Source organism: Streptomyces sp. NRRL F-6492 (genome assembly GCF_001280125.1).
In the GTDB taxonomy this organism is placed as follows: domain Bacteria; phylum Actinomycetota; class Actinomycetes; order Streptomycetales; family Streptomycetaceae; genus Streptomyces.
Genome location: NZ_LGEG01000149.1, coordinates 58,376 through 72,480 on the forward strand (window position 1 = coordinate 58,376; position 14,105 = coordinate 72,480).

Here is a 14,105-nt window from a genome sequence, read left to right on the forward strand (position 1 = left end):
ACCACCCGACGCCCACCACAGGAGGCACCGCGCCATGACCAGCCAGCCCGTGCCGCGGCCGACGACGGGAGCCGTCCGTCGCGACGCCCGGCAGAAGGTGACGGGCGAGGCCCGCTACGCCGTCGACCGGACGCCGCCCGGCTGCCTGCACGCCTGCCCCGTGCCCGCCGCGGTGGCCCGCGGCCGGGTCGCCGCCGTGCACGCCGACGCGGTCCTGAAGCTCCCCGGCGTGCGCGCCGTGCTCACCCACGAGAACGCGCCCCGCCTGGGCGAGGCGGACGACCCGACGCTCCTGCTGCTCCAGGACGACCGGGTCCCGCACCGCGGCTGGTACGTCGCCGTCGTCGTCGCCGACACGCCGGAGATCGCGCGCGAGGCCGCCGAGGCCCTCGACGTCGACTACGCCGTCGAGGACCACGACGTCCTGCTGCGCGCCGACCACCCGGACCTCTACACGCCCGAGGAGGCCAACGGCGGTCACCCGGCCGTGCGCGAGCGCGGCGACTTCGCCGCGGCCTTCGCCGCCTCGCCGGTGCGGCTCGACGCCACGTACTCCATGAGCGCCCTGCACAACCATCCGATGGAGCCCCACGCGTCCACGGCCCACTGGGAGGACGACGGGCTGACCGTGTACGACTCCAGCCAGGGGGCGTCGACGGTGCGGGACGTCCTCGCGGGCCTCTTCGAGCTGCCCCCGGAGCGGGTCACGGTCGTCTCCGCCTTCGTCGGCGGCGGCTTCGGCTCGAAGGGCACGCCCCGGCCGCCGTGCGTCCTCGCGGCGATGGCCTCCCGGCACACCGGCCGTCCGGTGCGGCTCGTCCTGCCCCGCCGTGAGCTGGCGGCGGTGGTGGGCCACCGCGCGCCCACGGTCCAGCGCGTGCGGATCGGCGCGTCCGAGGAGGGCGTGATCAGCGCCCTCTCGCACGAGGTCGTCACCCAGACGTCGACGGTGAAGGAGTTCGTGGAGCAGGCCGCCGTCCCGGCCCGTGCCATGTACACCTCTCCCCACAGCTTCACCGGTCACCGGGTGGTGGCCCTGGACGTGCCGTCGCCGTCGTGGATGCGCGCCCCGGGCGAGGCGTCCGGCATGTACGCCCTGGAGTCGGCCGTGGACGAGCTGGCCGGGGCGGCGGGCGTCGACCCGGTGGAGCTCCGGCTGCGCAACGAGCCCGACACGGAGCCCGACAGCGGCAGGCCCTTCAGCAGCAGGGGCCTCGCCGACTGCCTGCGGGAGGGCGCGCGGCGCTTCGGCTGGGAGGACCGCGACCCCCGGCCGGGCGTCCGCCGCGAGGGGGACCTGCTGTGGGGCACGGGGGTCGCCTCGGCCACCTATCCCGTCCTCCTGAGCGCGTCGAAGGCCTCGGCGCACGCCGGGCCGGACGGGCGGTACACCGTACGGGTCGACGCCACCGACATCGGCACGGGCGCGCGCACCGTCCTGGCCCAGATCGCCGCCGAGGCCCTCGACGTCCCGCTCGACTCCGTACGGGTCGAGCTCGGCAGCAGCGGTCTGCCCGACGCCCCGGTGGCGGGCGGCTCCTCCGGCACGGGTTCCTGGGGCTGGGCCGTGCACAAGGCCTGCACCGCCCTGCGCGAGGAGCTGGCCGGCCGTTCGGGCCCGCTGCCCGCCGGGGGCGTCACGGCCGAGGCGGACACGGAGGAGGAGACGGGGCGGGAGTCCCCGTACGCCCGTCACGCCTTCGGCGCCCACTTCGCGGAAGTCCGCGTCGACGTCGTCACCGGCGAGGTCCGGGTGAGCCGGCTGCTCGGCGTGTACGCGGCGGGCCGGATCCTCAACTCCCGTACGGCCCGCTCCCAGTTCATCGGCGGGATGACGATGGGGCTCGGCATGGCGCTGACCGAGCACAGCACCATGGACCCCGCCTTCGGCGACTACACCGAGCGCGACCTGGCCTCCTACCACGTGCCGGCCTGCGCCGACGTGCCGGAGATCGAGGCGCACTGGGTGGACGAGCACGACCCCCACCTCAATCCGATGGGCAGCAAGGGCATCGGGGAGATCGGCATCGTCGGCACGGCCGCGGCGATCGCCAACGCCGTCCACCACGCGACCGGCGTGCGTCTGCGCGAGCTGCCCCTGACCCCGGACCGGCTCCTCCCCCACCTGCCGGCCTGAGGACGCGGGGGAGGCCGCCGCCCGCCGGCCTGAGGGCGTACGAAAAAGGCCGTTCTCTCCTCACATGAGAGAACGGCCTCCGACCTGCGTTTCCGCGTGGTCGGGACGACAGGATTTGAACCTGCGACCCCTTGACCCCCAGTCAAGTGCGCTACCAAGCTGCGCCACGTCCCGTTGCCCGTCTGACCTGGGGTTTCCCCTCGGCCGAACGCGCATGAGAACAATACCGCACTTTCTCCGGTGGTCACGAACCCCTTTCCCGGCGCCCCGGCGGGCGCGGACACGAGGGGCGTGGAGGGCGCACGGAAGGGGCGTACGGAAAGCGGAATGCCGCTCTTCCATGGATGAAGGTGCTCATATGGTGAAGTCAGAGGCTTGCGGGCATGCGCCCGGGACCTCCTTGCCCCTGGCATGTGGCAGAAACATGCCCACGGACGAAGGAGTGCGGATAGGGCCGAGCAGGCCAAGTTCACCCGAAACATAGTCGAACTCAATCGTCAACCGCTCCTGTTTCAGACAAACTTCGTTCCGTTATTGATCCATCACGGAAAGATCAACACCATGAAGAGGTCGGCCTGTTCGGGACGGGACCACTGCCGATGCACCACCTGACCGGACAACCCACCGGTCAGGCGTTTCGCCGGAGGGACTCGTAATGGACAGCTACTTCAGCAGCCGGCTGCATCATGAGCTCAGGGAGACGGTCCGGGACTTCGCGGAGCGTGAGGTCCGGCCGCGCATAGCGGAGATGGAGGCGTCCCGAACGGTCCACCACGAGCTGTCCCGGCTGATCGCCGAGCAGGGCTGGCTGGGCGCGACGATCAGTCCCGAGTACGGCGGCATGGGCGCGGGCCACCTGGCCAAGACCATCATCATCGAGGAGCTCTCCCGGGTCAGCGGCGCCATGGGCGCCATGGTCCAGGCCTCCCAGCTGGGCACCGCCAAGATCGTCCACTTCGGCAGCGACGAGCAGCGCAAGACCTGGCTGCCGGCGATCGCCGCCGGTGAGTGCCTGCCGACCATCGCGGTCACCGAGCCCGACGCCGGCGGTCACGTCCTCGGCATGAGCGCCAGTGCGGTCCGGGACGGCGACGACTACGTCCTCAACGGCAGCAAGGTCTACGTCGGCAACAGCCACGTGGGCGATCTGCACGGCGTCGTGGTCAGGACCGGTCCCGGCTCGAAGGGTCTCAGTGCGTTTCTGGTCGAATCCGATCGACCGGGTTTCAGGACCGGTCCGCAGCAGACGGCCATGGGCCTCCACGGCTTCAGCTTCGGCGAGCTGATCTTCGAGAACTGCCGGATCCCGGCCGCCAACCGGCTCGGCGACGAGGGCGACGGCCTCTCCGTCGCGTACTCCTCCAGCGTGCTGTACGGACGGGCCAACCTCACCGCCGTCTCCCTCGGCATCCACCAGGCGATCCTGGAGGAGACCACCCGCTTCGCCTCCGCGCGCATCCGCTACGGAAAGCCGCTCCACGACCTCCCGACGGTCAAGCTGAAGCTGGGCCAGATGCAGTCCCGGCTCATGATCGCCCGGCTGGCCGCGTACCACGCCGTGCACCTGCTCGACCAGGGCCTCTCCTGCGACGCCGAGCTGATGAACGCCAAGCTCGTCAACGTCGAGTCGGCGCTCGACTCCGGCCGCAACGCCATGGAGATCCACGCCGCCGCCGGCCTCTTCACGGACCGGGCCATCGAGCGGTACCTCCGGGACGCGCATCACATCTTCGCTCCCGCCGGCACCTCCGACATCCAGCTCCTGCGACTGGCCGAGGTCGCCCTCGGCCAGGACAAGGGCAGCTGGTCGGAGCGGCTGTCCGAGCTGGTCCGCACCCCGGAGCCGGAGCCGCTGCACGTCTGATCCGCGAGCGGATCGACGGCCCGGGGGCCCGGTGCGGTCACCGCCGCACCGGGCCCCCGGGCCGTCGCCGGGCGCCGGCGGTCAGAGCCCGCCGTCCTCGCGGCGGTGGATCTGCTCCATCAGCTCCGCGGCCATCGCCTTGATCGTCTCCAGGCCGGCGCGCCCCCACGGGCACACGTCGGTGTCGACCACGCAGATGGTGCCGAGCGCGGTTCCGGTGCGGTCGATCAGCGGTGCCCCCATGTAGGAGCGGATGCCGATCTCGTCCACGACCGGGTTGCCCGCGAAGCGCGGGTAGTCGCAGACGTCCTCCAGGACGAGCGCCTTGCGCCGCACCACCACGTGCGGGCAGTAGCCGTGGTCACGGGCCATGAAACGGCCGACGCCGCCCGCGCCCGCGGCGGCGGCGCCCAGGTCGCTGCCGGAGTGGGTGCCCTCGGGGGTGTGGAGGCCCGCGAAGAACTGCCGGTTCTCGTCGATGAAGTTGACCATCGAGAACGGGGCGCCGGTCATCTCGGCGAGCCGGTGCGCGAAGTCGTCGAACGCCGGCTCCGGCCGCTCCCCCAGACCGAGTTCGCGCAGCCGCCGCACCCGGGCCGGCGCGTCCTTGTCTTGGGGGGTCAGCAGGAGGTGACCGGTCGGGTCGTAGGTCATGGCGTGGCTCCGTAGCTCGGCACGGTGTCCGGGAGGGTGGTGAGCAGGTACTGGACGAGGGTGAGCAGGGTGCTGATGCCGGAGCTGGAGATCCGGGCGTCGCAGAGGACGACCGGCACCTCCGGGTCGAGGTCGAGCGCGGACCGCACCTCGTCCGGTTCGTAGCGGTGGGAGCCGTCGAACTCGTTGATCGCGACGACGAAGCGGATCCCCCGCCGCTCGAAGAAGTCGACGGCGGCGAAGCACTCCTGGAGCCTGCGGGTGTCGGCGAGGACGACCGCCCCGAGCGCGCCCTCGGAGAGCTCGTCCCACATGAACCAGAAGCGCTCCTGGCCGGGGGTGCCGAAGAGGTACAGGACGTGGTGGTTGTCGAGCGTGATGCGGCCGAAGTCCATGGCGACGGTGGTCGTGGTCTTGGACTCCACGCCCTCCAGACTGTCGGTGGCCGCGCTGACCGAGGTCAGCAGCTCCTCGGTGCTCAGCGGTTCGATCTCGCTGACGGCGCCCACGAGGGTCGTCTTGCCCACGCCGAACCCGCCCGCCACCAGGATCTTGACCGCGGTGGGGAAGGAGTCGGTCGCGAGGCTCTCGTGACGCTCAGAGCCGTTGTCGTAGGCCATCGAGCACTGCCTCCAGCAAGGAACGGTCGGTTGGGTTGGCGTGGAAGCGGGGCGCCCGGGCGGTGAGCGCCCCGCAGTCCACGAGATCGGAGAGCAGGACCTTGGTGACGACGGCGGGGAGCCTCAGGTGCGCCGCGATCTCGGCCACCGAGGTGGGCCCGTCGCACAGCCCGAGGGCCAGGCTGTGCTCGGGACCCATGTGCGCCTGGGGGGACGAACCGGTCGCCATCACCATCGACAGCAGGTCGAGGGCGGTGGTGGGCCTGGTCCGGCCGCCGCTGACGGTGTACGGGCGGATCAGCCGGCCGGCCGCGTCGTCGAGCCAGGGTCCTTCCTGAGGGGACGTCACGACTACTGCCCGAAGCCGCCGAGGGCGCCGGCGGCCTGCCGGGCGGGAGTGACCAGATACGGACGGACGCTCTTGACGAGCATCGCCATCTCGTAGCCGAGGACGGCGGCGTCCGCCTCGCGCCCGGCGAGGACGGCCAGGCAGGTGCCGGAGCCGGCGGTGGAGACGAACAGGAGGGTGGAGTCCAGCTCCACGACCACTTGGCGGACCTCGCCGCCGTCGCCGAAGCGGGCGCCCGCGCTCCGGCCGAGCGAGTACAGGCCGGAGGCGAGCGCCGCCATGTGGTCGGCGGCGTCGGGGTCGAGTCCGTGGACGGATTTGACGAGGCCGTCGGAGGAGAGCAGAACGGCGTTGCGGGTGTACGGGACCCGCTGGACCAGTCCGCTCAGCAGCCAGTCGAGGTCCGAGGAATGGCCGGTCGGCGCATTGCTCGCCATGGTGCATCTACTCCTTGTGGGGGTCGCCGGGACGCGGCGACTCATGGGGGGCGGGCTGGGATTCGGCGAGGCCGATGCCGCGCTGGAACGCGGCCATCAGACCCGGATCGTGCAGGGCGTGCTCCTCGGTCCTGCGGACCACGGGTTCCTCGCGCAGCTGCGGGACGAGGTGCTCCTGGGCGCGCCGCTTGGGGAGCAGGGGCCGGCCGTTGTCCTCGGCGGCGGGTGCCGGGGGAAGCGGCGAGACCAGGGAGGGCGGCGGGCCGGGGTGTGCGGTGTCGGCCGGACGGTCGGGGACCGCGGGGGTGCGGCCGGTGTCCCCGTACCCGCCGTGCGGCCCGGTCGTACGGGGGTACGCGTGCGAGCCGTTGGCGGGGGTCTCCTCGTGGCGGACGGCGGTCCGCTCCGGGAAGGGCGAGGACGCCGGGGCGTGGGGGGTGGCCGCCCCGTCGGGCAGCGCGGGCACGGGCGCCTGCGGGTGGGACGGGACGAGGGGGGACGGAGCCTGGTGGGGCGGGACCCGGGCCGGTACGGGGGCCGGGTGCCGGGGGTCCGGCACGTGGCCCGGGGACGGGGCCGGTGCGTGGGCCGGCGCCGTCTGCGGGGCCGCGACCGCGGGCTGGGGCTGCAGCTGCACCTGGCCGGGCGGGATCGCCGAGGATCCGGCGGTCGCGGCGGCCTGGCGCTCGTGCTGGGCGAGGCCCTCCGGGTCGGCGCCGAGGAGGCCCTGCGGAAGGACGAGCACGGCCTGGACGCCGCCGTAGATGTTGGACTGGAGGCGTACCGCGATGCCGTGCCGCCGGGCGAGGGCCGAGACGACGAAGAGGCCGATGCGGCCGTCCTGGAGCAGGTGCGAGACGTTGACCTGGTCGGGGTCGGAGAGCAGGGCGTTCATCTTGTTCTGCTCGGCGGCGGGCATGCCGAGTCCGCGGTCCTCGACCTCGATCGCGAGGCCCGCCGTGACGTACTGGGCGCGCAGCAGCACCGTGGTGTGCGGCGCGGAGAACAGCGTCGCGTTCTCGACGAGTTCGGCGAGGAGGTGGATGACGTCGGCCACGGCATGGCCCCGGAGCGTACCGTCGATCGGGGGCACGAGCTTCACGCGCGGGTACTGCTCGACCTCGGCGATGGAGGAGCGGAGCACCTCGGTCATGGTGACCGGGTTCGACCACTGGCGGCGGGAGATGGCGCCGCCGAGCACGGCGAGGTTCTCGGCGTGGCGGCGGATGCGGGTGGCCAGGTGGTCGACGTGGAACAGGCCCTTGAGCAGCTCGGGGTCCTCGACCTCGTTCTCCAGCTCGTCGAGGAGCTGGATCTCGCGGTGGACCAGGGACTGGAGGCGCCGGGCGAGGTTGACGAAGACCTCGACCTTCTGTTCGTTGCCGACACTGCTGGAGAGCCGGGACGCCTGCACGACGGCGGCGACGGAGGCTTCGTGAGAGCGCGTCAGTTCCTGTGACAGGAGGTCGAATTCGTCACCTGTGGTGGAAGCGGCCGGCGGCGCGGGGCGGGGCGGGACCCCCTCTCCCCTGCGCAACTGTTCGACGATCGCACGCAGTTCGCTCTGACCCCGGGCGCTGGTGCGGCGCAGGGCGTTGCAGCGGTCGAGGACCGCCTTGGCCGCGCGGTCGGCGCCGAGCGCGGCGGCCGCGACGGAGGCGACGGTGAGGGCGGCGGCGCCGGTGAGCGCGGCCCAGAGGCCGGGGGTGGGGGCGGCTCCCGTGGAGCGGATGGTGAAGAGGACGGCCGCCGCGCCACCGAGGGCCACCGCGACGGCGGGGAGCACGGAGGTGCGCAGGAGTTGGGGCCGTATGCGGACTTCCACGGGGAGCGGCGCGGGGGACTGCGGGGTGGGGTTGCTGCCGTTACCGGTGGCGGAGCGGGCGCCCGGCCGGCCGTGCCGCCCGCCCTCGCGTCGGTCGGAACGCGAGGCGGGTGCGCGAAGTTGAGACATGAGTGTCCTTGGTACGTGCCCAGGAGTCGGCGTACTGCGGGGAGCGTGCGGAGGGGCGTGCTGGGTGTTCTACCGGGGTGGACTACGGGGTTCGTCTACGGGGGTGCGGTGAGCCTACCGGTGATCATCAACCACACACTGTAGTCGTCAACCGTTCATGTGCGGTGCGCAGTTGGCAAACTTACCGGTAGACCGACCCGCTCTGGTATCGCCCTTCGCACGACAGGCCGAGAACAGTCGGCCGAAAGTCGTCACCGTGGCGCGGAGTGATCGCCGGGGAGCGGGAACGGAAGGGGGCGGAGGCGTCGTCACGCCTCCACGTCCTGCGGAAATCACCCCTGACCGGAATCCCCCGGCGGGGTATGCGGACCCGCCCGGTCCACCCGCACCCCAGGGCATACGTGATCTCCGGCACCCCCGGCCCGCATCCGCGAAGGACGCCTTCCGCCGTCCGGCCGGCGCTCGCCACGGTGGCCGGATCCGCATGCCCGAGGGCACGGCGGCGGAGGGCGCATCACATTGGGTGAAGGCACGGGCGTTCCGGCCGCCCGCCGTCCGCCGACGACGACTGCGCACCGCACCGCACCGCGCGCGAGTGAGGGCGGGCGGGGATCGCCCGAGGACGGCCTTCTCGACGCGTCAGAACGCGTACGGGGCAGTCGTACCCGCGTGGTCTCGCGCCCGGGCTCTCAGCACGTCGACCTCACAGCCCGGTGCGAACGGGTCGAAGCCGTGCTCGGTCAGCCAGCGAACCGCCAGCAGGCTCCGCAACGACCACCACGCGTGGATCACGTCGAGGTCGACGTCGGTGCCGTAGCCGGCGAGGACGTCGTCGAGGTGCTCCTCGTGTCCGAGTGTGAAGGTGGCGAGGTCGTACAGGGCGTCGCCCCGGCCCGCCTCGGACCAGTCGATGATGCCGGTGACCTCGTCGCCGTCGACGAAGACGTGCGCGATCTGCAGGTCGCCGTGTGTGAACGCCGGAGTCCACGGCCGGAGCGCGGCCTCGGCGACCTGGCGGTTGCGGGCGACCAGGTCGGCGGGCAGGAGGCCGTTCGTCACGAGCGACTCGCACTCGGCGTCGAGTTCCGAGGCCAGTGCGGCGACGGTCCGGCCGGCCCGGCCGGGCCGGGGCGGCAGCGGCGCGTCGTGCAGCTTCCGGATGGCGGCGCCCGCCGCGGCCCACGCCGCCGGCGACCCGGTCGACGGCCCGCCGAGGCGCCCGAGCGTCGTCCCCGGGAGTGCGGCGATCGCGAGTACGGACGGCTTGCGCCACAGGACCTCCGGGGTCGGAACCGGCGCGCGGGACATCGCCTCGACCTCGACGTCGATACGCGCCCGATCGGCGTCCACCTTCAGGAACACGTCACCGACGCGCAGGGTCGCACGCTCGGAATGGGCAACGACGACCTCGACCTCATCCATGGACTCCAGTATCCCGGAGGGGGCCGCCCGGCCGGCCCGGTGGACCGGCCGGGCCGGTGGTCCTCCGGAGCCGATACCTCCGGCAGGTTTCCGTACAACCGCTCGAAATGATCGCGAGTCTCATCGGCTGCGGCACACGCGTGTCCGATCTTCCCCGCGGGGGTTCCACCTTGCAGCACCGCACCACCGGCAGGCGTCTCGGCCCGGCCGTCACGGGCGTCCTCTCCGCCGCGGCTCTCGGCGCCGACGCCCTGCTCACTGCTCCGACCGCTCGCACTGCGGCGGCTTCCGGCCCCACCAGGGCGACGGCAGGGGCCCGTTCGCCCCGCCGGGTGCGGGTCGGCGGCGGCTGGGGCGCGTACGTCTGCCGCTCGACGGGCCTCGTCACCACGCCGTTCGACCGCCGGACGACGGACCTGTACAAGTACCAGGACGACAGATACGGCAGCGTCGCTGGAGACCTGTTCCGAAGACGCCCCGGGCACTGTCCGGTGGACGGAGGGCATTTGTTCGTTTTCGTGTGTGCGGGATGCGGCGCCGAGCTGACCGTCCCGCTGTCCCGGGTCGCCCTGCCGGCGCACGCTCATCAGAAGTACGGGAACGGGGCGCAGCTCCCGGTGCTCATGGAGGCGGGCACGTTCGCCGAGGACCCGGAACCCTGGGGGCCGCCGTGGCGGAGGTGGGAGGAGGTCCGTCCGGACGAGGCGGTGGCCCGCGGCGTCTACGCGCCGGTCCACGCCCTCTCCGACGGCGCCCCCGGCTCGATCGTCATCGCACCCGGTGACGCCCGCGGGACCGTGCTGATCCCGGAGAGGGCCGGCGGCTACTGCTGCGGCCTCGACGGCGGAGACGGCCCCAACATGGCCTGCGAGGCGTGCGACCTGCCCGTGGCGAGCCGAATCGACGACTGCTCGCTCTGGCAGGCGGTGTGGCTCGCGCCCGGCGCCGTGCGCCGCCTGGTCGTCGACGGCGCCGACTCCGTACCGCCGACCTGGGCGGAGCTGGTGGAGGAAGGGAAGTCCATACCTCCGTTCGAGCCGATCGCCACCTGGGGGGCGCGGCTCGGGCCGGACCGCTTCTGGTCGTGGAGCCCACAGTGGGAGGCCGCGGTCGGCCGGGCGCTCGCCCACCTGCTGGCGGCCTCGCAGGGCCGGCCGGTGACCGTCCCGGACGGTCTGGGCAAGGAAGTGTTCCAACGGGCCCTCGACGCTCTGCTGCCCGCGGGTCCGCCGGTCCGACGCGCCGTTCTGGCCGGGCCGGGACGGCCCGCCGACGCGGACGCGGACATCGTCCTCGTGCCGGTCCATCCGCGGACCGGACGGATGTGGCTCCCGTCCGGCCCGGCCGCTTCGGCCTGCCCGGTGCCCCTGCCGTTCGGGGTGTGGCTGTGGCTGGCCTTCCCCGAGCCGCACCTGCCGTTTCCCGCGACCGGCGGCATGCCCGACGGCGTCCTCCGCGACGACCCGCCGGCGCCGCGCCCCCGGTACTCGTTCCGGGCCGATCCGGACGTCTTCCGGCACACCTTGGTCCGGCTGCCGGCCGTCCGCGATCCGTGGTTGGGCGGGATCCTCGAAAACCTCACTCGGCACATGCGCGCCGGGATCTTCTGAGACCTGCCCTGCCGCTCGTGAACGCTCCCCGCGTCACGTTCCGGAGCCTCTCCGGCGGGGGGCTGGGCGGCTCCGGTGCGGGTCAGGCCGCGCGGCTGGGGTTTCATAGGGTGCCGGGAAACCAGGAAGGACCGAGTGGGTGGCCGTGGTGCTGAGTTCGACCGATCTGACGCTGCGTCCGTGGGAGCCGGGTGACGCCGATGCGCTGGCGGCGCTGGCCGACGACGAGGAACTGCGTCGCTGGACGTCGCATCGCATCGCCGGGAAGCGGGACGCGGTGCGCTGGATAGCGTTGCAGGAGGCGGGTCGGAAGTCCGGGGAGCGCCTCGGTTTCGCCGTCCTCACGGCCGGACGGATCGTGGGGCACATCGTTCTCAAGCGGTCCGGGTCCGGGGGCGGGGCCTGCGGTGAGATCGGTTACTGGACGGGGGCTTCGGCACGGGGCCTCGGCGTCGCTCCCAGGGCCGTGGAACTGTTGACGGCCTGGGCCTTCGGCACCGGGACGGGAGGGGGACTCAGCCGTCTGGAGTTGATCCACAACACCGGCAACCCCGCCTCCTGCCGGGTCGCGCAGAAGGCGGGCTACGCCTTGGAGCGCGTCCTGCCGCCCCGTACGCCGCACGAGGCCGAGAGGCATCTCCACGTACGCGAACGCGGGACCGTCCCTCTGCCGTGACGAGTGCCGTGACAGGTGCCGTGACCAGTGACGCGACCAGCCGTGCCGGGCCGTCGCCGAGGTGCCGGAAGTGAGGTGCCGGAGGTGAGGTGCCGGAGGTGAGGACGGCGTACGGCAGGGGCCCGGATCGCCGCGCGGCGGCTTCACGCCCCGTACGGAGCCGCCCGGGTCCGGCGGCGAACGGTTCGGCCCGTCGGCCGGGAGGCGCCCGGGCATCCGGACCGTGTCGTGCCGGGCCCGCCCCCGGCCGACGTCACAGCTCGCCCGCGAGGTTCAGGTCGCCCCTCTCCGTCCCGGCCACGCTCCCGGCGCGTCGGAGACGGCGCCACGGGTGCGCGATCGGCGCCGACACCGCCTGCCACCAGGCTTCCACCGGCAGCTTCCCCGCGGGCTCGAACGGCTCGCCGGGGCGGGGGAGCGCCACCGCCTGGCCCGCCTCGTCCGCCGCGTCCCTCGTCCACTCCCCCGGCTCCGCCCACGGGTGCGGGGCGAGGTTGAAGGTGCCCCAGTGGATCGGCAGGAGCACCCCGGCCGGGCCGCCGCCCTGGAGGTCCAGGTGGGCGCGCGTCCCCTCGGCGGGGGTCATGTGGATGTCGGTCCAGAACTCCGAGTACGCGCCGATCTGGATCATGGTGGCGTCGAAGGGGCCGTGCTCCGCGCCGATGTCCCGGAAGCCGGAGAAGTACCCGGTGTCACCGCTGTGGAAGATCCGGTGCTCCGGGCCCCGCACGACCCAGGAGGCCCAGAGCGTGTGCTGCTTGTTGCGCAGCCCGCGGCCGCAGAAGTGGCGGGCCGGGGTGGCCGTCAGACGCAGGGCGCCGACCTCGGTGGACTCGTTCCAGTCCAGCTCCCGCAGCCGGGAGGCGGGCACGCCCCAGCGCTCCAGGTGCGCGCCCACGCCGAGCGGCACCGCGAAGAGCGTGTCGGTGGTGGCGAGCGCCTTGATCGTCGGCAGGTCGAGGTGGTCGTAGTGGTCGTGCGAGATCACCACCACGTCGACCGGGCCGAGCTCGGCGAGCGGCACGGGCACCGGATGGAGCCGCTTGGGGCCGGCGAACGGGAACGGGGAGCAGCGGTCGCCCCAGACCGGGTCGAACAGGACCCGGTGGCCGTCCACCTCCGCGAGGACGCCGGAGTGCCCCAGCCAGGTGAGGCGCAGACCGGTGGCCGGGGGTCGCGCCAGGTCGGCCACGGTGGTGGGATGGACGGGGATCGCGCCGGTGGGGGCCCGGCGCGCACGCCCCTCCTTCTCGAAGTAGGTCCTGGCGAGCTCGACGGTGGAACCGGAGGGGCCGCGCCGGGCCTGCTCGGGGTTCTGGAAGATCCCGTCCCTGAAGTTCGGCGAACGCCGGATCCGGGCGAGGCGCTCGCCGGTGGGTTCCGCACCGAAGGATTCGGGGCGCAGGGCGCGCAGCCGGGCCCGCGGCGAACGGTCTGAGCCGGTTCCGGTCACAGGAGCTCCTGATCTCTGGGGGTCATCCCATTATGGGCGGCCCGTGCCCGGACGCCCGGGGCGGGTGGCACGGTGCGCGCTTCGACGGAGGAACGGCTTCCAGTGACCTCCGGGGGGTTACGGACGGTGTCGGCGACGTCGCCCGGTGGAGTAGATGATGATCATGCTCTTGTCATGTGCTGTGTAGGCTGCCGGACGTGACGAGAGTGCGGTTGAGCGTGGCCGAGCGGCGGGAGGAGCTGCTGCGGGCGGCCGTGGAGCAGATCGAGGCGCGCGGGGTCGCGGCCGTGCGGATCGCCGACGTGGCCTCCGCGCTCGGCGTGAGCAACGCGCTCGTCCTCTACCACTTCGCGTCCAAGGAACAGCTGGTCGCGGCCGCCTTCGCGCACGCCGCCGAGGCCGACCTCGCCCATCTGCGGCGACTGCTCGGCCAGCGCTCCACGGCGGTGCGAAGGCTGCGGGCGGCGGTCCGCTGGTACGCCCCGACCGGGCAGGCCAAGGGCTGGCGGCTGTGGATCGAGGGCTGGGCCGCCTCGCTGCGCGACCCGGAGCTGCGCCGGGTCGCCGCCTCCCTCGACCAGGAGTGGAAGGCGGCGCTGACCCGGGTGATCGCGGAGGGGGCCGCCGCCGGGGAGTTCTCCTGTCCGGACCCGGCCGAGGCGGCCTGGCGGCTCACCGCCTTCCTCGACGGCCTGGCCGTCCAGACCACCGCCTACGCCGGCCCCCTCTCCCGCGCCGCGATGCTCCGCTGGGCCGACGCCGCCCTCGTCCGGGAACTCGACCTTCCGGACGGGGACCGGGAGGGAAGCGGGGGCGAGGACGGGGACGGGAGCGAGAGCGGATACGGCGAGGACGCGCGGCCCGGAGGGGGCTGACACCCGCCACCGGAACCGGGTCGACGGGCCCGGGTCGACGGGCCCGGGTCGACG

12 protein-coding genes and 1 tRNA gene are annotated in these 14,105 nt (G+C 73.2%); 5 read left to right on the forward strand and 8 right to left on the reverse strand.

What is annotated here, in order from left to right; genetic code table 11:
- Positions 1 to 34: 34 nt before the first annotated feature.
- A complete protein-coding gene (locus tag ADL08_RS13130) occupies positions 35 to 2,137 on the forward strand; it encodes a xanthine dehydrogenase family protein molybdopterin-binding subunit (RefSeq protein ID WP_053642382.1) in 2,103 nt (700 codons plus the stop codon).
- A 97-nt stretch (positions 2,138 to 2,234) separates the two neighbouring features.
- Here the strand turns inward: ADL08_RS13130 and ADL08_RS13135 are convergent.
- Positions 2,235 to 2,311: transfer RNA gene (locus tag ADL08_RS13135), tRNA-Pro, on the reverse strand.
- Between the two features lie 481 nt (positions 2,312 to 2,792).
- On the opposite strand from ADL08_RS13135, the gene ADL08_RS13140 reads away from it, so the two are divergent.
- Positions 2,793 to 4,001: an acyl-CoA dehydrogenase family protein gene (locus ADL08_RS13140; RefSeq protein WP_053642384.1), complete on the forward strand. Its 1,209-nt coding sequence runs from the start codon at positions 2,793 to 2,795 to the stop codon at positions 3,999 to 4,001.
- An 81-nt stretch (positions 4,002 to 4,082) separates the two neighbouring features.
- Here ADL08_RS13140 and ADL08_RS13145 read toward each other — a convergent pair whose 3' ends face one another.
- The 6 genes from ADL08_RS13145 to ADL08_RS13170 form a co-directional block, all read right to left on the reverse strand.
- Positions 4,083 to 4,655 (reverse strand): GAF domain-containing protein, encoded by a 573-nt coding sequence (locus ADL08_RS13145; protein WP_053642386.1) that lies wholly within the window; start codon positions 4,653 to 4,655, stop codon positions 4,083 to 4,085.
- On the reverse strand, positions 4,652 to 5,275 hold the full coding sequence (locus tag ADL08_RS13150; protein ID WP_053642388.1) for a GTP-binding protein: 624 nt from the start codon (positions 5,273 to 5,275) through the stop codon (positions 4,652 to 4,654). Before ADL08_RS13150 ends, ADL08_RS13145 begins: the two co-directional genes overlap by 4 nt.
- Positions 5,253 to 5,624 carry a DUF742 domain-containing protein gene (locus ADL08_RS13155; protein ID WP_053642390.1) on the reverse strand — a complete coding sequence of 124 codons (372 nt, stop codon included), beginning with the start codon at positions 5,622 to 5,624 and terminating at the stop codon, positions 5,253 to 5,255. The genes ADL08_RS13150 and ADL08_RS13155 overlap by 23 nt, the downstream gene beginning before the upstream one ends.
- 2 nt (positions 5,625 to 5,626) lie before the next feature.
- The gene (locus tag ADL08_RS13160; RefSeq protein ID WP_030215496.1) at positions 5,627 to 6,061 is read right to left on the reverse strand and encodes a roadblock/LC7 domain-containing protein; all 435 of its coding nucleotides are present in this window, start codon (positions 6,059 to 6,061) and stop codon (positions 5,627 to 5,629) included.
- Positions 6,062 to 6,068: 7 nt separating this feature from the next.
- The gene (locus tag ADL08_RS13165) at positions 6,069 to 8,015 is read right to left on the reverse strand and encodes a sensor histidine kinase (protein WP_053642392.1); all 1,947 of its coding nucleotides are present in this window, start codon (positions 8,013 to 8,015) and stop codon (positions 6,069 to 6,071) included.
- A 639-nt stretch (positions 8,016 to 8,654) separates the two neighbouring features.
- On the reverse strand, positions 8,655 to 9,437 hold the full coding sequence (locus ADL08_RS13170) for a phosphotransferase family protein (RefSeq protein WP_053642394.1): 783 nt from the start codon (positions 9,435 to 9,437) through the stop codon (positions 8,655 to 8,657).
- 506 nt (positions 9,438 to 9,943) lie between these two features.
- Here ADL08_RS13170 and ADL08_RS13175 point away from each other — a divergent pair.
- A complete protein-coding gene (locus tag ADL08_RS13175) occupies positions 9,944 to 11,047 on the forward strand; it encodes a hypothetical protein (protein WP_053642396.1) in 1,104 nt (367 codons plus the stop codon).
- 139 nt (positions 11,048 to 11,186) lie between these two features.
- Positions 11,187 to 11,723, forward strand: a complete 537-nt coding sequence (locus ADL08_RS13180) for a GNAT family N-acetyltransferase (protein ID WP_053642399.1) — start codon at positions 11,187 to 11,189, stop codon at positions 11,721 to 11,723.
- Positions 11,724 to 11,976: 253 nt separating this feature from the next.
- Here ADL08_RS13180 and ADL08_RS13185 read toward each other — a convergent pair whose 3' ends face one another.
- Positions 11,977 to 13,176 carry an MBL fold metallo-hydrolase gene (locus tag ADL08_RS13185; RefSeq protein ID WP_053642401.1) on the reverse strand — a complete coding sequence of 400 codons (1,200 nt, stop codon included), beginning with the start codon at positions 13,174 to 13,176 and terminating at the stop codon, positions 11,977 to 11,979.
- 197 nt (positions 13,177 to 13,373) lie between these two features.
- On the opposite strand from ADL08_RS13185, the gene ADL08_RS13190 reads away from it, so the two are divergent.
- On the forward strand, positions 13,374 to 14,051 hold the full coding sequence (locus tag ADL08_RS13190) for a TetR/AcrR family transcriptional regulator (RefSeq protein WP_063885282.1): 678 nt from the start codon (positions 13,374 to 13,376) through the stop codon (positions 14,049 to 14,051).
- Positions 14,052 to 14,105 lie beyond the last annotated feature (54 nt).